The 21,790-nt window shown below is 69.6% G+C and carries 22 protein-coding genes; 10 read left to right on the top strand and 12 right to left on the bottom strand.

What is annotated here, in order from left to right:
* Positions 1 to 86: 86 nt before the first annotated feature.
* The 4 genes from dapF to ACWEH3_RS11660 are packed head-to-tail and all read right to left on the bottom strand — an operon-like array spanning position 87 to position 3,531.
* Positions 87 to 968: a diaminopimelate epimerase gene (gene dapF / locus ACWEH3_RS11675; RefSeq protein ID WP_450016731.1), complete on the bottom strand. Its 882-nt coding sequence runs from the start codon at positions 966 to 968 to the stop codon at positions 87 to 89.
* Positions 969 to 1,001: 33 nt separating this feature from the next.
* Positions 1,002 to 1,838: a TrmH family RNA methyltransferase gene (locus tag ACWEH3_RS11670; RefSeq protein ID WP_450016575.1), complete on the bottom strand. Its 837-nt coding sequence runs from the start codon at positions 1,836 to 1,838 to the stop codon at positions 1,002 to 1,004.
* Complete coding sequence (miaA, locus tag ACWEH3_RS11665; RefSeq protein WP_450016573.1) at positions 1,835 to 2,767, bottom strand: tRNA (adenosine(37)-N6)-dimethylallyltransferase MiaA; 933 nt, start codon at positions 2,765 to 2,767, stop codon at positions 1,835 to 1,837. Before miaA ends, ACWEH3_RS11670 begins: the two co-directional genes overlap by 4 nt.
* Positions 2,764 to 3,531, bottom strand: a complete 768-nt coding sequence (locus ACWEH3_RS11660; protein ID WP_450016571.1) for a hypothetical protein — start codon at positions 3,529 to 3,531, stop codon at positions 2,764 to 2,766. Before ACWEH3_RS11660 ends, miaA begins: the two co-directional genes overlap by 4 nt.
* Before the next feature lie 240 nt (positions 3,532 to 3,771).
* Between ACWEH3_RS11660 and ACWEH3_RS11655 the strand changes: the two genes are divergently transcribed.
* Positions 3,772 to 5,148, top strand: coding sequence for a DUF349 domain-containing protein (locus tag ACWEH3_RS11655; protein ID WP_450016569.1), 1,377 nt, complete (start codon positions 3,772 to 3,774; stop codon positions 5,146 to 5,148).
* A 73-nt stretch (positions 5,149 to 5,221) separates the two neighbouring features.
* On the opposite strand, the gene ACWEH3_RS11650 is transcribed toward ACWEH3_RS11655, so the two are convergent.
* Both ACWEH3_RS11650 and miaB read right to left on the bottom strand, forming a co-directional pair.
* Complete coding sequence (locus ACWEH3_RS11650; RefSeq protein WP_450016567.1) at positions 5,222 to 5,953, bottom strand: Rv2732c family membrane protein; 732 nt, start codon at positions 5,951 to 5,953, stop codon at positions 5,222 to 5,224.
* The gene (gene miaB, locus ACWEH3_RS11645; RefSeq protein ID WP_356961491.1) at positions 5,950 to 7,503 is read right to left on the bottom strand and encodes a tRNA (N6-isopentenyl adenosine(37)-C2)-methylthiotransferase MiaB; all 1,554 of its coding nucleotides are present in this window, start codon (positions 7,501 to 7,503) and stop codon (positions 5,950 to 5,952) included. The genes ACWEH3_RS11650 and miaB overlap by 4 nt, the downstream gene beginning before the upstream one ends.
* A 259-nt stretch (positions 7,504 to 7,762) precedes the next feature.
* Here miaB and ACWEH3_RS11640 point away from each other — a divergent pair, with 259 nt between their 5' ends.
* From ACWEH3_RS11640 to ACWEH3_RS11610, 7 genes are all read left to right on the top strand, one after another.
* Positions 7,763 to 8,491, top strand: coding sequence for an amino acid ABC transporter ATP-binding protein (locus tag ACWEH3_RS11640; protein ID WP_450016729.1), 729 nt, complete (start codon positions 7,763 to 7,765; stop codon positions 8,489 to 8,491).
* Between the two features lie 51 nt (positions 8,492 to 8,542).
* Positions 8,543 to 9,379, top strand: a complete 837-nt coding sequence (locus tag ACWEH3_RS11635; RefSeq protein WP_450016565.1) for a glutamate ABC transporter substrate-binding protein — start codon at positions 8,543 to 8,545, stop codon at positions 9,377 to 9,379.
* A 107-nt stretch (positions 9,380 to 9,486) separates the two neighbouring features.
* A complete protein-coding gene (locus tag ACWEH3_RS11630) occupies positions 9,487 to 10,167 on the top strand; it encodes an amino acid ABC transporter permease (RefSeq protein ID WP_450016563.1) in 681 nt (226 codons plus the stop codon).
* Entirely contained in the window at positions 10,164 to 11,066 is a 903-nt protein-coding gene (locus tag ACWEH3_RS11625; protein WP_450016561.1) for an amino acid ABC transporter permease, read from the top strand. Before ACWEH3_RS11630 ends, ACWEH3_RS11625 begins: the two co-directional genes overlap by 4 nt.
* Before the next feature lie 198 nt (positions 11,067 to 11,264).
* Positions 11,265 to 12,785 carry a flavin monoamine oxidase family protein gene (locus ACWEH3_RS11620; protein WP_450016559.1) on the top strand — a complete coding sequence of 507 codons (1,521 nt, stop codon included), beginning with the start codon at positions 11,265 to 11,267 and terminating at the stop codon, positions 12,783 to 12,785.
* Complete coding sequence (locus ACWEH3_RS11615; protein ID WP_450016557.1) at positions 12,775 to 13,722, top strand: DMT family transporter; 948 nt, start codon at positions 12,775 to 12,777, stop codon at positions 13,720 to 13,722. Before ACWEH3_RS11620 ends, ACWEH3_RS11615 begins: the two co-directional genes overlap by 11 nt.
* Positions 13,670 to 14,122, top strand: a complete 453-nt coding sequence (locus tag ACWEH3_RS11610; protein ID WP_450016555.1) for a GlcG/HbpS family heme-binding protein — start codon at positions 13,670 to 13,672, stop codon at positions 14,120 to 14,122. Before ACWEH3_RS11615 ends, ACWEH3_RS11610 begins: the two co-directional genes overlap by 53 nt.
* 483 nt (positions 14,123 to 14,605) lie before the next feature.
* Here the strand turns inward: ACWEH3_RS11610 and recX are convergent, their stop codons facing one another.
* From recX to ACWEH3_RS11595, 3 genes are all read right to left on the bottom strand, one after another.
* Positions 14,606 to 15,262, bottom strand: a complete 657-nt coding sequence (gene recX / locus ACWEH3_RS11605; RefSeq protein ID WP_450016553.1) for a recombination regulator RecX — start codon at positions 15,260 to 15,262, stop codon at positions 14,606 to 14,608.
* Between the two features lie 196 nt (positions 15,263 to 15,458).
* Entirely contained in the window at positions 15,459 to 16,502 is a 1,044-nt protein-coding gene (gene recA, locus ACWEH3_RS11600; RefSeq protein WP_450016551.1) for a recombinase RecA, read from the bottom strand.
* Between the two features lie 170 nt (positions 16,503 to 16,672).
* Entirely contained in the window at positions 16,673 to 17,695 is a 1,023-nt protein-coding gene (locus tag ACWEH3_RS11595; protein ID WP_450016549.1) for an Lrp/AsnC family transcriptional regulator, read from the bottom strand.
* A 98-nt stretch (positions 17,696 to 17,793) separates the two neighbouring features.
* Between ACWEH3_RS11595 and ACWEH3_RS11590 the strand changes: the two genes are divergently transcribed.
* Positions 17,794 to 19,203, top strand: coding sequence for an MFS transporter (locus ACWEH3_RS11590; RefSeq protein ID WP_450016547.1), 1,410 nt, complete (start codon positions 17,794 to 17,796; stop codon positions 19,201 to 19,203).
* 67 nt (positions 19,204 to 19,270) lie between these two features.
* On the opposite strand, the gene ACWEH3_RS11585 is transcribed toward ACWEH3_RS11590, so the two are convergent.
* Genes ACWEH3_RS11585 through ACWEH3_RS11575 form a run of 3 tightly spaced genes read right to left on the bottom strand, consistent with a single transcriptional unit; the run spans position 19,271 to position 21,120 of the window.
* Entirely contained in the window at positions 19,271 to 19,720 is a 450-nt protein-coding gene (locus tag ACWEH3_RS11585; RefSeq protein ID WP_450016545.1) for a nuclear transport factor 2 family protein, read from the bottom strand.
* Between the two features lie 24 nt (positions 19,721 to 19,744).
* A complete protein-coding gene (locus tag ACWEH3_RS11580; RefSeq protein WP_450016543.1) occupies positions 19,745 to 20,629 on the bottom strand; it encodes a pyridoxamine 5'-phosphate oxidase family protein in 885 nt (294 codons plus the stop codon).
* 29 nt (positions 20,630 to 20,658) lie between these two features.
* Positions 20,659 to 21,120: a VOC family protein gene (locus ACWEH3_RS11575; protein WP_450016541.1), complete on the bottom strand. Its 462-nt coding sequence runs from the start codon at positions 21,118 to 21,120 to the stop codon at positions 20,659 to 20,661.
* A gap of 153 nt (positions 21,121 to 21,273) precedes the next feature.
* Between ACWEH3_RS11575 and ACWEH3_RS11570 the strand changes: the two genes are divergently transcribed.
* A complete protein-coding gene (locus ACWEH3_RS11570) occupies positions 21,274 to 21,789 on the top strand; it encodes a CGNR zinc finger domain-containing protein (RefSeq protein WP_450016727.1) in 516 nt (171 codons plus the stop codon).
* The last annotated feature ends 1 nt before the right edge of the window (position 21,790 follow it).

The following is a 21,790-nucleotide window of genomic DNA, read 5'->3' as shown; positions in this document are numbered from 1 at the left end:
ATTCATACGTCTCTGACTTCCTCATACATCTTCCATGCTGCCACGACATCACCGCAGCACGCACCCGGTTATCGGGGGCGATGCCGCTATCGACCGTCCCACCAGTCCCCGGCGAGGCGACCCGAGGCCAGCAGGACCGACGGCCCGCGCAGCCATGCCGAGCCGCGCTCGAGCCCGACGGTCAGTTCGCCGCCGGGCACCCGGACCGTCACCTGACCGGAGTCGGCGCCGATCCGGAAGCCGTCGGCGGCCAGCGCCGCGGCGGCGGCGGCGACGGTTCCCGTTCCGCAGGAACGGGTTTCGCCCACACCGCGCTCGTAGACCCGCATGTCGACCGACCTCTCGGTGTCCAGCGCCGTGACGATCTCGACGTTCACCCCGTGTGGGAACAGGTCCGGATCGAAGCCGGGCGGCACGGTCAGGTCGAGCTTGCCGAGCGCGTCCACGGACATGCCCGGATCGACGCAGGCCAGATGCGGATTGCCGACATCGATGCCGATCCCGGGCAGCGCCCAGCCCGCGATGGTCGCGGTGGACGGGCCGAGTTCGCGCACCCGGCCCATGCCGACGGTGACGTCCCCGGTGACCGAATTCCCGGCATGCACGGTGACCGGGCGCGCCCCGGCGCGGCTGCCGACGACGAAGCTGTCGCGGGTCTCCAGTCCCGCCGCGTGCAGGTAATGCGCGAACACGCGCACGCCGTTGCCGCACATCTCCGCGATCGAGCCGTCGGCGTTGCGGTAGTCCATGAACCAGTCGTCGGCGCCCACGTCCTCCGGAAGCGCCGCCAGCACACCGGTGGCCTGCAACGCACCGGCCCGCGCGACCCGCAGCACGCCGTCCGCGCCGAGCCCGCGCCTGCGATCACACAGCGCGCCGACCTGCTCTGCCGTCAGCGCGAGGCATGCCTGCGGGTCGGGCAGTACCACGAAATCGTTCTGGGTGCCGTGGCCCTTGGTGAACTCGATATCCGGCACGTGCGATGTCTCCCTGTCTCGTCGTCACTTGGCAAACGTCCGGCGCTGCCGGGATATTTCGTACAGCGCCACCGCGGCCGCCGAGGGCGCCCCCAGCGAGCTGGCCGTCCCACCCATCGGGATGTGCACCATGTCGTCGCAGGCCGCCTCCCACGCGGCGCTCATACCGCTGGTCTCGTTGCCGATGACGAGGATGGTCGCGTCGGTGAAGTCATAGTCGTAGACGGCGTGGCTGCCGTGCTCGTCGGTGCCCACGATGCGGGTCGGAATGCCGCGGCGGATCTGCCGGTTGCGGAACTCCAGCACCTGCGCGGGCCCGGCGGCGCGGATCACCGGCACGGCGAACAGCGAACCGGTCGAGGCGCGCACCGCCTGCGGGTCGAACTGGTCGGCGCCATGTCCGGTGACGATGACGCCGCTGGCGCCGAACGCGTCGGCCGAGCGGATCAGCGTGCCCAGGTTGCCCGGCGAGTTGGGCCGGTCGAACACCACGACCACCGGCGCGTCCTCCCCCGGCTCACCCGGCTCGAAGGCCTCCAGTTCGGGCTGCCGCGACTCCGCGACCGCCACCAGTTCCGGTATTCCGGCGGCCTTTTCGCCGAGTTCGGCCATCAGCTCGGGCACCAGGCCGACCTGGGGCACACCGCTGGTATCCAGCACTTCGCGCGCCCAGCTGGACAGCTCGGGGCCGCCGAGCCGGTACAGCAGCGTCTCCAGCGGCCAGTCGTTGGCCATGGCCTGTGTGATCGGACGCACGCCCTGCACCAGGAAACGGCCGTCGCGATGACGCTTGGTGCGGTTGTTGAGGTAGGCCTGCCATACCTGGACGGAGGCGTTGCGCGTGCTCACACGTCGGGTCACTGCGGAGTCCGTTCTTTCTCGTCGAGCAGGGCCAGCGCCGTCGCGGCCGGATCAGGGGCGGCGCCGTCCACCCACCGCACCCGGGGATCGCGCCGGAACCAGGAGCGTTGCCTGCGCACGTAGCGCCGCGTGCCGATCAGGGTGCGTTCCTGAGCGTGGTTCAGGTCGTATTCGTTGTCCAAATAGGCGAGGACTTGTGCGTAGCCGATGGCCCGCCGGGCCGTGACGCCCTCGCGCAGGCCGCACTCGATCAGGCCGCGTACCTCCTCGACCAGCCCGCCTTCGAACATCGCGGCGGTGCGCCGCTCGATGCGCGCGTCCAGGGCCCCGGTCTCGCGGTCGACGCCGATGACGACCGTGCCCCAGCGCGGCTGCCCGATGGTCGGCGCCGAGGCGGCGAACGGCTGTCCGGTGAGTTCCACGACCTCGAGCGCACGCACTATACGGCGCCCATCGGTGGGCAGGATGGTGGCAGCGGCCACCGGATCGGCCGCGCGCAGCGCCGCGTGGACGGCCGCGACGCCCCGCTCGGCGAGCACCGCCTCCCAGCGCGCCCGCACGGCCGGATCGGTGGCCGGGAACTCCCATTGGTCCAACAGCGCCTGGACGTACATCATCGAGCCGCCCACGATCACGGGCACCCGGCCGCGCCCCATGATCGCGACGACGTCCGCGCTCGCCGCCGCCTGATACGCGGCCACGGACGCGGTGTCGGTCACGTCGAGCACGTCGAGCTGGTGGTGCGGGATGCCCCGGCGCTGCGCGACGGGCAGCTTCGCGGTGCCGATGTCCATGCCGCGGTACAGCTGCATGGCGTCGATGTTCACGATCTCGCCGCCGAGTTGTTCGGCCAGGTCGAGAGCCAGATCGGATTTGCCGGTGGCGGTGGGGCCGACGACCGCGATCGGAGTGATGCCGGAATCCGTCACGGCGCGTCGTCTCCCGCGGGCCGCCAGAGGCTCACGTGGTAGCCGACTCCGAACGGGGCGTCGCGGTAGCGCGTCTCGACCAGCGGATCGGCGCGGAACAGCCCGGCCAGCACCTGATAGGCCGGGCGGCCCGTCACGCCCAGTTCGGCACACAGTCCGGGGTCGAGTGCCCGCAACGCGGCGCGATCACCCGTGCTCAGCGCTTCGTCCAGCCGGTCCTGCACCGGACGGGCCCGTTCGTCGAGGTAACCGGGCGCCTTGACCGACAGCGTCGCCGCGCCGTCGGCGACGACCAGCACACCGCGCGGCCCGCCGTCGCTGTCCAGCTCGGCACGCAGCTTCGTCCCGGTCTCCCGGCAATGCTCCGCGGGCGCGTCCGCGGCGACGACACTCGCCTCGGCGACCGCGTCGGGGGCGACCTGCCCGCGTAACCACCCGCCGATCAGTACGGCCAGCGGCAACCCGGCATCGGCCGGCCGCGCTCCGGCGACCGCGGCACTCGAGAGGCCGGCCCGCACGTCGACGCCGAAGCCGCGGAACGTGCCGACGGTCTCCGGACCGAACGTGCGGTCGTCACCCGCATCGACGCCGATCACCGTCCAGTGGTCTGTCAGGGCCGCGAAGGCGCGCACGGTGTCGAACACGGCCGACCGCAGCACCGCGCGCGGATCCGAATCCCCTGCTCCCGCCGTGTCCGCCGCACCACCGCACAACTCGGGGACCAGCACTGGCGGCGACGGAACGAGGGCGGCGACGGAGAACACGTCGTAACCGTAGTCGTTGCGGGGACCACCGGTACCGCCCGGCTTCGAGTGTCTCTGCCGGAAATACCGCCGGGATTGATAGTGTTCGAGGAGCTACAACCCAGGTCATCAGGGGTTGGAATCCGCGGGATTCCTCCGTGGGAAGGCATGGATCGATGGTCACAAGGGCTCGGACCGGGTTGAATGGAATGAGCTAGGGCGTAACCAGGCAGCCGTGACGCGCGGCAGGGACGAGGAAAAATGACCGACAGCAACGGAACCGCGAAAGCCGGCCCCGGCAAGATGCCCCGTTCTTCCGGTGCTCCGAAACCGGGCCGCTCGATTCAACCGCCCAAACCGCACGCGGTCAAACCCGCCCCGGGCCCGGCCCAGCAGCATCCCCATCCCGTCGTCGTGCCCACCGTCTCCGATCCGAGCCTGTGGGGCCGGGTCGACGAAGACGGCACCGCCTGGGTGAAGACGGCCGAAGGCGAACGCCAGATCGGCTCGTGGCAGGCCGGTGACGCCGCGGAGGGCCTGGCCCACTTCGGCCGCCGGTTCGACGATCTGGCCACCGAGGTCGCGCTGCTGGAGGCCAGGTTGGCCGCGGGCGCGGACGCGCGCAAGACCAAGGCCGCCGCCGTCACACTGGCCGAGTCGCTGCCGACCGCCGCCGTCATCGGCGACATCGAAGGCCTGGCCCGGCGCCTGCAGGCCATCGCCGAGCACTCCGAAGAGGCCGCCGCGCACGCCAAGGAAGAGAAGGAACGCGCCAGGCACGAGCACACCGAACGCAAGGAGGCGCTGGCCGCCGAGGCGGAGAAGATCGCCGCCGAGTCCACGCAGTGGAAGGCCGCGGGCGATCGGTTGCGCGAGATCCTCGACGAGTGGAAGTCCATCCGGGGCGTGGACCGCAAGGTCGACGACGCGCTGTGGAAGCGCTACTCCAAGGCGCGTGAGGCGTTCAACCGCCGCCGCGGCGCGCACTTCGCCGAGCTGGATCGCGAACGCGCCGCCGCGAAGGCGCGCAAGGAAGAACTGTGCGTGCAGGCCGAGGAACTGTCCGGCTCCACAGAGTGGGTGGCCACCGCGGGCATCTTCCGCGATCTGCTCACCGAGTGGAAAGCCGCCGGTCGCGCGCCGCGCGAGGCCGACGAGGCGCTGTGGCGGCGCTTCAAGAGCGCACAGGATGTCTTCTTCGCCGCGCGCAACGCCGCGGTCTCCGAGCGCGACGCCGAGTTCGAGCACAACGCGGCCGCCAAAGAGGAACTGCTGAACGACTACGCCTACATCGATCCGTCCGCCGACCTGGAAGCGGCCCGCGGCGCGCTGCGCGAACTCCAGGACAAGTGGGACGCCATCGGCAAGGTTCCGCGCGAGCGCATGCAGGAACTGGAAGGCAAGCTGCGGGCTATCGAGAAGCGTGTGCGCGACGCCGTCGACGCGCAGTGGCGGCGCACCGACCCCGAGGCGATGGCCCGCGCCGCCCAGTTCCGCGAGCGCGTGGCGCAGTTCGAGGAGCAGGCCGCGAAGGCGCAGGCCGCGGGCAAGGCTCGCGACGCGGAGAAGGCGCTGGAACAGGCCAAGCAGTGGCGAGAGTGGGCCGAGGCCGCCGAGGGCGCCGTCAGCAACCGCTGAGATATCGGCCCGATCGAATCGAACAGCGGCCCCTCCCGGCTGGGACGGGCCGCTGTCGTGCGGAAAGAGCCGGTCAGGAATCGCCCATGAGCCGACGACGGTCGCGCTCCTCCGCCGCCGCGGCGGCGTTGCGGCGCTGCTCCTCGGCGGCCAAGTGCAGCGCGGTACGGCTCCACACCACCCGGATCCAGTGGAAAGTGAGCACGACGGTCACGATCGCGCCGAGGATCAGGCCGATGCCGGGGCCCGCGCCGACATAGTTGCCGAGCCCGGGCGTCTGGCGGTGCCAGATGGACAGCACGCCGAACACGCCCGCCACGGCACTGCCCGCGACCGCGATCCAAGCCAGCACCCAGCGGCGGGTCATCAGCGCCAGCATCGAGAAGCCGATGCCGAACACCACGACGAACCACACGAAGATCCGCGAGGGCAGCCCGATGTGCTCGGCCCGCGCCACGTCGGTGTTCAGCAGCACATCGAAGCCGCGTGCCGCGCCGGCGTGCGGCAGCACCAGCGAGGCCAGCAGCAGGAACACCGCGCCCGCCACGACCATCGCGCGGACGCCGGGATCGATCTCACCGGCGATCTTGCGCTCGACCGCGTCGAGATCGTCGCGGAACTGTTCGAAATCGGCGGTGCTCTCGACCGAGCTCACGGAATCCTCGTTTCGTTCGTCTGCGTCGGGGCTCGCGGGCTCGCGCCCCTGGTCGGCCGCGGACGCGCCGCGCTGGTCGCCGCCGGACGCGGGGACAGCTCCATCGGCGCCACGGGTGGCGTCGTCGTTGTCCTGCGGGCTCGTGGTCATGCGTCGCAGCCGGTCGAGCAGCTCGCGGCCGCGGGTTCCGGGGCGGGTGCGCCGATGCGAGGCAGTCCGAGTCCGACGCCGATCGGCGCGGTCTTCGGGGTGACACCGCGCTCGTGCGCGTCACCGGCGCGGGTACGGCGGTGGGTCTTGATCGCGGCATCGGCGACCAAGTGGTGCGGCGCCGCGGCGGTGATGTCCACCGTGATCAGATCGCCGGGGCGGATCGGCTCGGCCGTACCGCCCGGGCGGAAGTGCACCAGCCTGCCGTCACGGGCGCGGCCGCTCATGCGCGCGGTGGCGGCGTTCTTCTTGCCCGCGCCCTCGGCTACCAGCAATTCCACCTCGGTGCCGACCAGCTCTCGATTGGCTGCCAAGGAGATCTCCTCCTGCAACGCGATGAGCCGGTCGTAGCGCTCCTGGACCACGGCCTTGGGCAGCTGATCGGGCATGTCGGCGGCGGGCGTACCGGGCCGCTTGGAGTACTGGAAGGTGAACGCGCTGGTGAAACGCGCCTGCCGGACCACGTCCAGGGTCTCCTGGAAATCCTCCTCGGTCTCGCCGGGGAAGCCGACGATGATGTCGGTGGTGATCGCGGCGTGCGGCATCGCGGCGCGCACCTTGTCGATGATGCCCAGGTAGCGCGCCTTGCGGTAGGAGCGGCGCATCGCCTTGAGCACCCGGTCCGAACCCGACTGCAGCGGCATGTGCAGCTGCGGGCAGATGTTCGGGGTCTCGGCCATGGCCTCGATCACGTCGTCGGTGAACTCAGCCGGGTGCGGCGAGGTGAACCGGACCCGCTCCAAGCCGTCGATGTGCCCGCACGCGCGCAGCAGCTTGGCGAACGCGCCGCGGTCGCGTGGTTCGTCCGGGTCGGCGAACGAGGCGCCGTAGGAGTTCACGTTCTGGCCGAGCAGCGTCACCTCGAGCACGCCCTGATCCACCAGCGCCCGCACCTCGGCGAGCACGTCACCGGGGCGGCGGTCGACCTCCTTGCCGCGCAGCGACGGCACGATACAGAAGGTGCAGGTGTTGTTGCAGCCGACCGAGATGGAAACCCAGCCCGCGTAGGCGGATTCGCGCTTGGCGGGCAGGGTGGACGGGAACGCCTCCAGCGACTCCAGGATCTCCACCTGGGCTTCCCTGTTGTGCCGCGCCCGCTCCAGCAGCACCGGCAGCGAACCGATGTTGTGGGTGCCGAAGACCACATCCACCCACGGCGCCTTGCGCACCACGACGTCGCGGTCCTTCTGCGCCAGGCAGCCACCCACGGCGATCTGCATGCCCGGGTGGCCCGCCTTGATCGGCGCGAGGTGCCCGAGCGTGCCGTAGAGCTTGTTGTCGGCGTTCTCGCGCACCGCACAGGTGTTGAAGACGACGAGGTCGGCCGTCGCGCCGGGCGCGGCCTTCACGTAGCCCGCGTCCTCCAGCAAACCCGACAAGCGTTCGGAATCGTGCACGTTCATCTGGCAACCGAAGGTGCGGACCTCGTAACTGCGTGCTGTGCCCTCGGCGGGCGCGGGAGACAACACTGCCTGTCCGATCGAATCCACCCGTCCAGGGTACGGGGCGGCCTCCGGTGGCTTTCGCGGGCATCGACGCAGGCTCGGGGCGATCCACCGCCGACGACGGAGGAACCGCGAAGTTACGCGCACATGTCGAATCGGCGTGGCGAGAGGGTGTGTCGCCAAAAGTCGGGCAAATTTCCGATTTTTGCCTAAGGTCATGACCATGACCGACGACGACGCCGCGCCCGCCACGACCGGGGACGCCTCTGCCGGGGCCGTCAACGCCGCCACGAGCAGCCCACCGATGATCTTGATGCGCAAAGTGGACAAACACTTCGGCGACCTGCACGTACTCAAGGACATCAACCTCGAGGTCCCCAAAGGGCAGGTCGTCATCGTGCTGGGCCCCTCGGGATCCGGCAAGTCGACGCTGTGTCGCACCATCAACCGGCTGGAGCCGATCGATTCCGGCGACATCGCCATCGACGGCGTCCCGCTGCCCGCCGAGGGCCGCGCGCTGGCCGCGCTCCGCGCCGACGTCGGCATGGTCTTCCAATCCTTCAATCTCTTCGCGCACAAGACGATCCTCGAGAACGTCGCGCTCGCGCCGGTCAAGGTCCGCAAGATCAAGAAGGACGCCGCCCGGACCCGCGCCATGGAGCTGCTCGACCGGGTCGGCATCGCCGATCAGGCCGACAAGTACCCGGCGCAGCTGTCCGGCGGCCAGCAGCAGCGCGTCGCCATCGCCAGGGCACTGGCGATGAACCCGAAGGTGATGCTGTTCGACGAGCCGACCTCCGCGCTGGACCCCGAGATGGTCAACGAGGTGCTCGAGGTCATGGTGTCGCTGGCCAAGGACGGGATGACGATGCTGGTCGTCACCCACGAGATGGGCTTCGCGCGCCGCGCGGGGAATCGGGTGCTGTTCATGGCCGACGGCCAGGTGGTGGAGGACGCGGCGCCGGACGCCTTCTTCACCGCCCCGAAGTCCGAGCGAGCGAAGGACTTCCTGGGCAAGATCTTGAGCCACTGACCTGCCGGACACAGCGGCCAGCACACCCACTGGATAGGGAGAAGGAACTCGATGAGGATCAATCGCGCTCTGCGCATCGGTGTCGGAGCGATCGCCCTGACACTCGCCGCCGCGACCGCCACCGCGTGTGGCGGCGGCGGCGACAAGTCCGCCCTGGATCACGCCAAGGACGGCAAGCTCACCATCGGCATCAAGTTCGACCAGCCGGGCCTGGGCCTGCGGAACAAGGACGGGTCCTACAGCGGCTTCGACGTCGAGGTGGCCAAGTACGTCGCCGGGAAACTGGGCGTGCAGCCGAACGACATCACGTTCAAGGAAGCGCCGTCGCCGCAGCGTGAGACTTTGATCGAGAACGGACAGGTCGACTACATCGTCGCCACCTACTCGATCAACGACAAGCGCAAGGAGAAGGTCGACTTCGCCGGGCCGTACTACGTCGCGGGACAGTCGCTGCTGGTGCGCGCCGACAACACCGACATCAACGGCCCGGACAACTTGAAGGGCAAGAAGGTCTGCTCGGTGAAGGGCTCCACCCCGGCCCAGAACATCGAGAAGAACTTCCCCGACACCCAGTTGCAGACCAACGACACCTACTCGCTCTGCCTCGAGGGGCTGCGCGCCGGATCCTGGGACGCGGTGACCACCGACGACATCATCCTGGCCGGTTACGCGGCGCAGAGCAGCGGCGCGTTCAAGGTGGTCGGCAAGCCGTTCACCACCGAGAACTACGGCATCGGGTCGAAGAAGGGCGACAAGGAACTGCGCGACAAGATCAACGACGCGATCGAGGCGATGATCGCCGACGGTTCCTGGAAGAAGGCGTTCGACTCGACCGTCGGCGTCTCGGGCTACCAGGCCCCGCAGCCGCCGACGGTGAACCGGTACTGAGCGTCCGCACCGTTCGCCTCAGCACGGGTGGCCCGTCCCCGACCGGGCCGGGCCACCCGCCGCACCTCCCCTGACCATCGAGACCCGATCGGAGGAACGCGTCCGCCGTGTTCGACCTGATCTCGAGGTACGACAGCCAAATCCTCGAAGCCTTCTGGGTGACCATCCAGCTGACCGTGCTGTCGGCGGTCGGCGCGCTGATCCTCGGCACCGTCGTCGCGGCGCTGCGTGTGTCCCCCGTGCCGGTCGCCCGCTGGGTCGGCACCACCTACGTCACCATCTTCCGCAATACTCCGCTCACGCTGATCATCGTGTTCATGTCGCTGGGCCTCTACACGACGATGGGCTGGCGCCTCGCCGGTGAGGGCCCGAACTCGCTGGCCCAGAACAACTTCCGCTTCGCGGTCGTCGGCCTGAGCATCTACACCGCCTCCTTCGTCTGCGAGTCGCTGCGCGCGGGGATCAACACCGTGCCGATGGGCCAGTCCGAGGCGGGCCGCTCGCTCGGGTTCGGCTTCCTGCAGAATCTGCGGCTGATCGTGCTGCCGCAGGCGTTCCGCTCGGTGATCGCCCCGCTGGGCAGCGTGCTGATCGCGCTGACCAAGAACTCCACCATCGCCTCGGCGATCGGCGTCGCCGAAGCGGCGACCCTGATGGCGGAGATGACCGAGACCGAGGCCGCGGTGCTGGCGATCGGCGCGATCTTCGCGCTCGGCTTCGTGATCCTGACCCTGCCGACCGGCCTGTTCTTCGGCTGGCTGGCCAAGAAATACGAGGTGTCCCGATGAGCGCAGGCGCTTCGGTCCTGTTCGACGCGCCGGGCCCGAAGGCGAGGCTGCGCAACAACGTCTACTCGCTGCTGGTCGTGGTCGCCGTGGCCGCGACAGGCTGGGTGCTCTATCGCGGTTTCGCCGACAAGGGGCAGTTCACCGCGGAGAAGTGGAAGCCGTTCCTGGAGGCGGAGGTCTGGTCGACCTATCTGCTGCCCGGTCTGCGCGGCACCGTCGTCGCCGCGCTGCTGTCCATCGTGTTCGCGCTGATCATCGGCATGATCTTCGGCGTCCTGCGGCTGTCGGACCATCGCGTCGTGCGCTGGGTCGCGGGAACCGTCGTCGAGGTGGCGCGCGCCATCCCCGTGCTGATCCTGATGATCTTCCTGTTCGCGGTGTACTCCCAGTACGACGTGTTCCAGTCCGAGGATCTTGCACTCGCCGCGGTGGTCACGGCGCTGACCGTCTACAACGGCTCGGTCATCGCGGAGATCGTGCGCGCGGGCATCCGCTCGCTGCCGAAGGGGCAGACCGAGGCGGCCGTCGCGCTGGGCATGCGCAAGAACCAGCTGATGCGGTTGATCCTGCTGCCGCAGGCGATCACGGCCATGCTGCCCGCGCTGGTCTCACAGATGGTGGTCGCGCTCAAGGACTCGGCGCTGGGCTACCAGATCACCTACGTCGAAATCGTGCGCTCCGGCCAGCAACTCGGCGCGGCCGAACAGAACACGGTTCCGGCGCTGATCGTCATCGCGATCGTCATGATCGCGCTCAACAGCGCGCTGACGCTGGTGGCGACCAGGCTGGAACGGCGGCTGCGGGCGCGCAAGCGCGGAAAGGGCGGCGGCGCGGTGGTCGCCGCGGACTCGGTCATCACCGACGCCGCGCCCGGCGTCGACCTCGGCCAGAAGCCCTGAACCGGGCTGGAAACGTTGCCGCGCAAGCGAACTGGCTAGCGCGCGGCAATACCGCACGGGTGCCCGAGTTTTGTGCTCGAGCTGAGCGCAACACTCGTGCCCTCGGCGGCGTCCCGTCAATCTCGTAGGCATACGCCGATCCCCGGTATTCGACCGGTGGGACGGTCATCAGCGCGTCATACCTGCGGGAGTTGATCGATGACCAGCCGTACCTCCGACCTTCTCTTCGACGAGTCTTTTTCCTTTCCCGGCGAACTGCGCCATCCCGGGAACGCTGGCCCCGCACGGGTCGCGGTGGTCGGCGCGGGCGCGAGCGGTCTGGCCGCCGCCTACGAACTGCAACGCCACGGTCTGGACGTGACCGTCTATGAGCGCACGGCACGTCCCGGTGGGCGGGTCCGCACCTGGCGGTTCTGGGACGGTACCCACGGTGAGCTCGGGGCGATGCGGATCCCGGGCAACCATCACTGCACCTTGCACTATGTCGATGAGTTCGACTTGGCCACGAGGCCTTTCGTCAACGCGAACCCGGATGCCTACTATCTGCTGCGTGGCCGTCGAGTGCGCAGGTCGCAGGTGGAACAGGTGCTGCCCGCCTACCAGCTGAACGAGGCCGAGCGCACCGACCCGCTGCTGGTGCTCGAGCGGCTGCTGCGCGCCGCCTGGCAGGGCCTCGGCGACCACCGGCGCAAGGCCCTGCTGGCCGGTGACGTGGCCGACCCGGAGCTGGACCGGCTCGCGGCGACCTCGCTGTGGAAGTTCACCCGGCAACGCCTCTCGCCGGACGCCTGGGATCTGATCGGGCATGCCAGCGGACTGCTGCACTACGAGCACGCCTCGCTGCTGGAAGTGCTCGTGGACTACTTCGGGTTGTTCAATGTCGACCAACTGGAGCTGGTGGACGGCACCGATGCGCTCATTCGCGGTTTCACCGACGCGCTGCGCCCAGGCAGCCTGCGGCTGGCCACCCGCATCACCGAACTGCACGTCACCGGCGAGGGCGTGCGGTTGCGCGGCGAGCGGCACGGCGCGGCGTTCACCGACGAAGTCGACTTCGTGATCTGCGCGGTACCCGCGCCCGGCCTGGATCAGATCGACATCTCCCCCGCGCTGCCCGCGCCCCAGCGGCAGGCGATCCGCGGCATCAGTTACGCCAGCAGCACGAAGACCCTCGTCCACGTCCGTGAGCGGCACTGGGAGCACGTCGACGGGATCTTCGGCGGCGGCAGCTTCACCGATCTGCCGATCCAGCAGGTGTGGTATCCGTCCGACAACGCCCGGCTCGCCCCCGAGTCGGCCCGCTGGAGTTCGGCGGATCCCGAGCGCTCGCACGCACCGGCCGTGCTCACCGCGGCCTACCTGTGGGAGAACAACGCCCGGCGGTTCGCGGCGTTGCCCGAGAGCGACCGCACCAGAATCGTGCTCGCCTCGCTCGAACAGCTGCATCCCGGCCTGACCGCCGTCGTCGACGACGTCGTGCACTGGACCTGGGACGAGCAGGTCGGCATCGGCGGCGGGGCGTTCGCCTACCTGGCGCCGGGACAGCACGCGCGCTACCTCGCGGAAATCGGAGCCCCGCATCCGCATCCGGCGCCGCGGGTGTTCTTCGCCGGCGAGCATCTCTCGGTCGCGCACGCCTGGATCCAAGGCGCGCTGCAATCGGCGCTGGAGTCGGTGCGCCACGTGCTGGACCAGGTGAGCGTGCCGCGTGCGGCTTGATCGCGCGACCTGGGTGCTCGCCTCGGTGAGCACCGTGTGGGGCGCCAGCTACACGGTCACCGGCTGGGGTCTGCGCGAACTGGACGTGGTGACCTTCAACGCGATCCGCTTCGCCGCGGCCGCGCCACTGCTGCTGGTCCTCGCGTGCGCCGTGGAGGGCAGGCCCGCCATCGCGCGCCGGTGGTGGCCGCGGCTGGCGCTGTCGGCCGCGATCGGCATCGTGGCGTATCAGCTGGCCTTCAGCGCCGCGGTGGCGCTCACCACGGTCACCGAGTCCGCCATCCTGATCGCGTTGTCGCCGTTGTGGACCGCGCTGCTCGCGCGGCTGAGCGGTGAGCCCGTCCGCGCCGCCGTGCTGATCGGCGCGTGCGTGGCGATGGCAGGTGTGGTCCTGGTCGTCCTCGGCCGCGAGGCGGGCCACGCGGCGCCGAACCGCGCGCTCGGGAATCTGGCCGCTTTGGCCGCGTCCGCGCTGTGGGGCGCCTACCCGGTCGTCACCCGTCCCCTGCTGGTCGACCACAGCCCCCTGCGGGTGACGGCGTGGGCCTCGGTGATCGGCGCCGCGGTACTGCTACCCGCGGCATCCGCACTGGCACCGCCGCGGGACTTGCCGAGGCTTTCCGGAACCACCCTCGTCTCACTGGCCTTTTCCGTGCTGGCGGTGACCATTTACGGCCTCGTGGCGTGGTACTGGGGCGTGCGGCGGGTGGGGTCGGCGCAAACGATGGTCTTCATGTTCGCCGTGCCGGTGGTGGCGGCGGTGTTCGCCGTCGCGGCCGGTACAGAACGCGTCACCTGGCCGCAGGTCGCCGGTGCTGGGCTCGTACTCGCGGCATTGACCTGTAGCCAACGCAATCCGAAAGTCCTCGACACAGGAGTAGGAAATGACGGTCACCACGACCTCGATCACGCTGGAACGCGCGACGCTCATCGTTAGCGAGGCGCTGGCCTACGGCGCCGCGCACGGGTTCGACCCGCTCACGGTGGCGGTTCTGGATCCCGGCGGCCACCTCGTCGCGTTACAACGCCAGGACGGCTCCGGCATCCTGCGACCACAGATCGCGATCGCCAAGGCCTGGGGCGTGCTCGGCCTCGGCGTCTCCAACCGCGAGATCGCCCGCCGCGCGGCGGCCGCGCCGACCTTCTTCACGTCGGTGGCCACGCTCGCCGAAGGGCGCATCCTCGACGTCCCCGGCGGTGTCTTCATCCGGGACACGGCGGGCGGAATCCTCGGCGCGGTCGGTTCGACAGGGGCCGCGACCTCCTTGGAGGACGAACGCGCCGCCGTGGCGGGTATCGAGGCCGCCGGTCTATCCGCCGATACAGGAGAGGTGTAGACCGACGATGCCGCACCCGAAACCCGCGCAGCGTTGCACCTCCGCCGCGGCGGTACGAAGGGTACAGACCTCGACCGCCGCGGGCCGGGCCCCGATCGGCTGCCCGAGCAGCGACAATCAGCAAGCCGATCGAAAACGCCGTAGTCGCCCGCGATTTCGCTAGCACGGCGGCCGCGGCGGGCCGTACCCCGAGCAGTAGCCGCACACCGACCATCCGTATCCCGCACAGCCGACCGGCGTGGAGCGCAGTTGTGAGCGGGATAGGGCTTCCCCCACCGGGCCGGATCCGGTCGGCGCCAACCGTGCGCGCTCCCCCGCACGACCGCGCATGGCTTCGGCGGCGGTGACCAGTGCCCATTCCGGTGAGGTTGGTACCGTCGACGAACTCCCACCAACTCGCGCGGTTGGACTGCCGCCGGTATACGACAACACCTCGAACTGGTGGAGCACGGCTCCCGATCGCCGGGAGCCGCATGGGCGAGTTCAGTCGATGGTCTCATCGAGGTCGCCCGCCAGCCCCTGATCGGCCAGTTCGGCCTTGACCACCCGATACGCCGTGGACTGACCGTAGCCACGACGGGCGAGCATGCCGACGAGGCGGCGAATCATCTTGTCCCGGTCCAGATCTCGCGGCAGGGAGCGCAATTTGCGGCGGACCAGCTCGGCGGCGCGGGTTTCCTCGTCGTCGGTGGTGATGGCGTCGAGGGCGGCCACGGCATCCGATTGCGCGACGCCCTTGCGCCGAAGTTCTTGCGCGAGAGCCTGCTTGCCTTTACCGGAGAAGGTATGCCGGGAGTGCACCCATTGCTCGGCGAAGGCTGCGTCGTCGACGAGACCCACTTCGCCGAGGCGATCGAGCGCCCGTTCGCTCACTTCGGCCGTGTACCCCTTGGCGGCCAGACGCTGAGCCAGCTCGGCACGGCTGCGGGCGCGAACGGCGAGCAAGCGGAGACACGCCTCCTTCGCCTGTTCGACCGTTCCGGCTTCGGATCCGGCCGCTCCCGGATCGGCCGTTTCTCCTTCGGCAAGACCGGAGTCGGCCGAGGGCGAGCCGATACGCGCCCGCGCACCCTGGGGACCACGACGGGACCCAGCCGGGCGCGCCCGCTGCGGATCGGACGCGCCCGGCCGAGTTCCCATGGTGTCCGGCGCAACCGAACCACCTTCGGCCCTCCGGACGAGCTCGGCGTCCTGTCCGCGGGACCGGGCACCGTCTGGCGGACCGGAAACGGACAAGAGTTCTTCCAGCCGACGTCGCATCTCCTGCACCGCGTCGGCCCGTGGCCGCCCGGAATCGGCCGGAGTCGTTCCGGGCGAGCGACGGCTGTGCGTCGGCTCAGAAATCGGCGGGCACCTCCGCGGCCGCATCGGCCGTCACGTCGGCGCCGATGCCGAGCTTCTCCTTGATCTTCTTCTCGATCTCGTCGCGGACGTCGACGTTCTCCAGCAGGAACTTGCGGGCGTTCTCCTTGCCCTGGCCGAGTTGATCGCCCTCGTAGGTGTACCAGGAGCCGGACTTGCGGATGAAGCCATGCTCGACACCCATGTCGATGAGCGAGCCCTCCTTGGAGATGCCGTGCCCGTAGAGGATGTCGAACTCGGCCTGCTTGAACGGCGGGGAGACCTTGTTCTTCACGACCTTCACGCGGGTGCGGTTGCCCACCGCGTCGCTGCCGTCCTTGAGCGTCTCGATGCGGCGCACGTCCAGGCGCACCGACGCGTAGAACTTAAGCGCCTTGCCGCCGGTGGTGGTCTCCGGCGAGCCGAACATCACGCCGATCTTCTCGCGCAGCTGGTTGATGAAGATCGCGGTGGTGCCGGAATTGTTCAGCGCGCTGGTCATCTTGCGCAGCGCCTGGCTCATCAGGCGGGCCTGCAGACCGACGTGGCTGTCGCCCATCTCGCCCTCGATCTCGGCGCGCGGCACCAGCGCGGCCACCGAGTCGATGACGATGATGTCGATGGCGCCGGAGCGCACCAGCATGTCGGCGATCTCCAGCGCCTGCTCACCCGTGTCGGGCTGGGAGACCAGCAGCGCGTCGGTGTCGACGCCCAGCTTGCGGGCGTAGTCCGGATCGAGCGCGTGCTCGGCGTCGATGAACGCCGCCACGCCGCCCGCGGCCTGCGCGTTGGCCACCGCGTGCAGCGCCACGGTGGTCTTACCCGAGGATTCCGGGCCGTAGATCTCGACGATGCGGCCGCGCGGCAGGCCGCCGATGCCCAGCGCCACGTCGAGCGCGATCGAGCCGGTGGGGATCACCGAGATCGGCTGGCGCGCCTCCTCGCCGAGGCGCATGACGGCACCCTTGCCGAAGCTCTTCTCCACCTGGGCCAGCGCGAGTTCGAGCGCCTTGTCCCGGTCGTACGCCTGTGGTGCCATGGTCTTGATCCCCTTTTCGACGGGTAAGTCTCGTTCTGTGGTTGGCGCCTACAGTAGAGCGCGGCACCGACAAGTTCTGGCGACCAGCCTAGACGAACAGGTGTTCGAGTCAAGCGACGCGCCCGGCGCGCATCGCACCGCTCCCGCCCGCTCCGGCGAACGCCGCGCGATCAGCGCACCAGGGCGATCCGGTCGGTGTCCAGCAGCGTCTGCGCCTGTTTGAGCACGCGCAGGGAAGGCGTCACTTCCACATCGGTGATCCCGTCCAGCGCGCCGAGCCGCTCGGTCACGTAGCGGTAGAGATCCGCGGTGTCGCGGCAGATGATCGAAGCGAACACATTGGACGGCCCGGTGGTGGCGGCGACGAACACGATCTCCGGGTGCGTCGCCAGCGCGCGCCCCACCGCGTCCAGATCGGCGGGCCGCACGCGCAGCCAGAGCGCGCCGCGCACGCCGTAGCCCATCCGCTCGATGGCGAAATCGACGTCGAAGTACAGCACGCCCGCCGCGGTCAGCTCGGCCATGCGCCGCGCGACTCGCGGCGCTGTCCACCCGGTTTCGGCCGCGAGCTGGGCGTATGGAGCGCGCCCGTCCCGGCCGAGCAGCGTGAGCATCGCCTCGTCGGCCGCCGAAAGGTTCACCGGTGCGTCCGGTCCCGCGTCCGCGGTCCGGGGCCGGGCGGGGCCGAGTGCGTCGAGCTGGGCGGCGGTGAGCAGGTGCCGATAGCGCGGCCACTCCTCGTCGAGCGGAAAACGATGGATGACCTCGTACGCGGTCAGCGCCAGCACTTGCGGGGCGCGCGGCAGGATCTGCAACAGCAGCGCGTCGCGCCGCTCGATCGAGCGCGGCCTGCCCACGCAGGTCACCTCGGAGCCGGTGGACAGCAGGGTCACCCAGCTCAGATCCGGGAACCGGGACAGGGATTCGGCCAGCCGCAGCGCTTTGTCCGGTGTCGATTTCAAGCGCAGCACCCAGCGCGCGTGACCGAGCGGCGCCGCGTTCACCTGTCCGGCCACGTGCAGGATGCCGCACTGCCGCAGCGCGCGGTAACGCCGCGCCACCGTTTGCTCGGAGACGCCGAGAGCGCCGCCCAGCCGGGCGAATGGCATCCGGGCGTCGTGAACCAGCGCGTGCACGATCTGTTTGTCCAGGACATCCAGATCGGAAGATTCTCTCGGACCACCATCGCGCACAGGAGGAATCTAACGCAGTTGTCGCTGCGGCTAGGGGGATCCATCCGATTGCCGCACGCTTGGCGTCGAAATCATTCGAATCCGCCGTGGAGGCTCCCGTGAGGAAATGGCTCCCCTTGTTCGCCGCGTGCCTCGGCACGCTGATGCTGCTCATCGACGTCACCATCGTGAACGTCGCCCTGCCGGACATCGCCGCCGATCTGGACACCGGATTGTCCGGCTTGCAGTGGGTGGTGGACGGCTACGCCTTGGCGCTGGCGGCGCTGCTGCTGGTGCTCGGCTCGCTCGCCGACCGGGTCGGCGCGAAGCACGCGTACCTGGCCGGATTGGTCGTCTTCGCGATCGCGTCGCTCGGCTGCGGCGTCGCCGAGAACGCGGCGGCCCTCGTCGCGGCGCGGGCGCTGCAAGGCGTCGGCGGCGCGGCCATGTTCGCCACCACGCTGTCGCTGCTGCACGCCACCTACACCGGCCGTGACCGCGGCGTCGCCTTCGGCGTCTGGGGCGCGGTGTCCGGTGCGGCGGCGGGCATCGGAGTGGTGCTCGGCGGCGTGCTCACCGAGGCGCTGTCGTGGCGCTGGATCTTCTTCGTCAATCTGCCCATCGCCGTGCTGGCGATCGGGCTGACCGCCACCGTGTTCCCGCCCGTCCGGCGGCGCGTGGGCCGGGTGGTGGACGTGCCGGGCATGCTGGCCTTCGCGACCGCGGCGATGGCGGTCACCTACGGCGTCATCCGCGGCGGTGAGCACGGCTGGACGGACGCGGCCGCCGTGACGGCGTTCACGCTGGGCGCCGCCGCGACCGCGATCTTCGGCTGGGTCGAAGCGCGCGGCGCCGCACCGATGCTCCCCTTGGCACTGCTGCGCAACCGCGATTTCGGCGCGACCCTGTTCGGCGCGTCCGGACAGACGTTCGCCGCGTTCGCGAGCACTCCCCTGATCTCGCTGTGGCTGCAACAGCAACTGCGCATGTCGCCCCTGCACGCGGGTCTGGCGATGCTCCCGATGGCCGCGACCGCGTTCGTGGTGGCGGGCGCTTTCGGTCGGCTGCTGCACGATGTCGCGCCGAAATGGACCATCGGCGCGGGGTTGGTTGTGGTCGGCCTGGGCAGTTGGCTGCTGATGATCGTCGGCGCCGAGTCCTCCTGGGTCGCGCTGATCCCGGGATTCGTGGTGATCGGCATCGGGATCGGCGTCAACGCGCCCGCGCTGGTCTCGGTCGGCATGGGGGCGGTCGCCCCGGAGCAAGCGGGCACCGCCGCGGGTGCGGTGAACACTGCCCGGCAACTGGGCCTCGCGCTCGGCGTCGCGGTGCTCGGCACCGTCTTCCGCGGGGTGGCCGACGCCACGCAGCCGATGACGTTGCCGCACTTCGTCGCCGGGCTCGACGCGGCGTTCGGCATCGCGGCGGCGGTGGGCATCGGATTCGGACTGGTCGCGTTCGGACTGTTCCACCGGAAGCGCGCGGACGCCGGATCGCCCGAAGCCGAGCGGCAGGCCGTCGCCGCCTGATCGCGATTCGGCACGAAGAGACGGCGGCGTCCCGGACGGGCCCGCCGTTTCCCGTGCCCCTGCGGCCCTAACGCTGCGGCAGCACCGATTCGTCACCAGGCTCGCGTGGCCCGAAGATGCGCCGCTCGGATTCCCCGATCGGGACATCGTTGATGCTGGCCTCACGCCGGGACATCAGCCCGTCCGGTGCGAACTCCCATTGCTCGTTGCCGTAACTGCGGAACCACCGGCCGGACTCGTCGTGCCATTCGTACTGGAACCGCACGGCGATGCGGTTGCCGTGGAAGGCCCATAGATCCTTGCGCAGCGCGTAGCCGTTCTCGATGGACCACTTCCTGGTGAGGAAATCGACGATGGCGTCACGGCCGGTGAAGAACTCGTCGCGATTGCGCCACACCGAATCTTCGGTGTACGCGGCGGCGACCCGTTCGGGATCGCGCGTGTTCCAGGCGTTTTCGGCTGCCCGTACCTTGGCTTCGGCGGATTCCGCGTCGAACGGGGGAAGAGGAGGTCGCATGGGACAACTCCTTCTCTCGAAGTTTCAGGGATTCACGGGAGAAAGTTCGGCAGGGCCCCATCGCAGCGCTCCCGTGGATCGCTCGACCACCTCTTCGATGGTGAAATCGAGGGAGCACTGCGCGCCCGCCGTGAAGGTCTCGGGCGCCCAGACCAACTCGGCCGTGCCGGTGAGCTGCAACGTGGCGCCCGTGGACCAGTCCGGGATCAGGATCCCGCAGCGGGGGTTGACCGCGAGGTTGCCGAGCGTCATGAACATCGAATTGCCCCGATAGTCCGGCCAGCGCAGCCGCGTAGGCGAGAGCACTTGCAGGAAGCCGGGATTGCCGCCGCGGTGCGAGGCGTCGGCGTTGCCTTCCTCGTCCGCGGTCGCGACGAAGAACGTGTCGGCCGAGGCGATCGCGGACCGCTGCTCGGCATCCAATTCGGCACCGCGACGCACCCCGGACGTCGTAGCGCCGGGCGTGTAACTCGCGACGTCCCGCCGCGAGATGTACTTGGGACAATTCGAGTACACCTGATCTGTGACGATGCGCAAGCCCGCGTCCTCCGGCGCGGACCTCCCATTGACGCGCATCCGCCTGCGCCGCTGCGGTTGCAGGGCGATCATGCCGACGCGAGACCGGCGGGTCAGCGCTTCGTGCAGCGGGTCGGCGGCAGCGGGCATGGTGCCGATCGAAATGGTCCGGTCGTCCACCGCCCGGACGAATCCCGGCTGCCCGACCAGCTCACTCGCCCACAGCCTGCCCGCCGCGTCGGCGGCGGCGAGCACCACCATCCGCTGTTCGGCCAGGAAATCGGCCGCGACCGTAGGGATATCGGGGCGGATCATGCGACCGACCCGTCCGGCGATGTCCGCCTGCCCCATCCGGCGCTGCACGTCGACCTCCCCGCGGTGGAACGCCTCCATCGCGATACTCCCTTCGCTACGCGGCCGGATCAGAAGAAGCCGCAGGTCGGTGCCGCACCGCTGGGCGCGGGAGCGGATTCCGCGCCACTGGGCGCGTACACCTCCAGCCGGATCCCGTCGGGATCGGTGAAGAAGATCCCACCGGAGGCGACGCCCTCGCCGTGCGCCACCACGCCGTCGTGGGCGAAGGCGACCGAGAGCTCACGCAGCACCCGTTCCACCGCGCGCACCTCATCGATGCTGTCGACCTGGAACGAAAGATGATGCAGCCCCGGCGTTTCGGTGGAGAACGTACCGCCGCTCTGCTGCCACAGCGTGATGACCAGCTTGCCGTCGCGACCGAGGAAGGCCCAGCGGCGCTGCTCGTCGGCGCTCGCGGCGAGCTGTTCGAAACCAAGGGCCCGGCGGTAGAAGTCCACCGAGCGATCCAGATCCGAGACATTCAGGCCGATGTGCCCGGTGCTGAGCTGAGGTGCGGCGACCGCGGTCATGAGTTCCTCCTCGGAAGATTCAACCGCATTATGCGGTTTCACTGGTTAGAACGTACCGACCCGGGAACAATGGTGTCAACCGTCTAAATTATTTTCAGCGGTTAGAAGGAGGTGACGGCCGTGGACAACGGCGTCCACTCGGTACCCTCGGGCATGCCCGATCCACGCCCCCACCTCGGTGAACCCCTGGCGCTCGATCTGCTGAACACGAGATGGATCGAGCACGGACCACAGGACCTGCTCACCGATGTCACCGGCCTGCGCACCTGGCTGGCGTCGGCGGGCCTCACCGATCGCGCGACCGCCGACGAAGCCACCTTGAACGCGGTGCTGACCGCCCGGACCGCCATCTACGACGTGGTGGTGCACGCTTCCCCCGCCGGACTCAACGACGTGCTGGAACACGGCCGCGTCCGCCGCGCGCTCACCGCGTCCGGGCCAGCCGACCTGGTGGACGTCCCGGAGCGAGCTTGGTTGCCCGGCTGGCTGGCTGCCGACAATCTGCTGGAGCTGCTGCGCACCGCACCCGATCGGATCCGCCAATGCGCGCATCCGGAGTGCGTGCTGTTCTTCTACGACACCTCGAAGAACGGAACCCGCCGCTGGCACTCCATGGCCACCTGCGGCAACCGCACCAAAGCGGCGCGGCACTACGCGCGAAAGCCCTGAG

Source organism: Nocardia sp. NPDC004718, from assembly GCF_053601535.1.
Note: the sequence above shows the minus strand (reverse complement) of the source record. Positions and strands in the feature narration are given on the sequence as shown.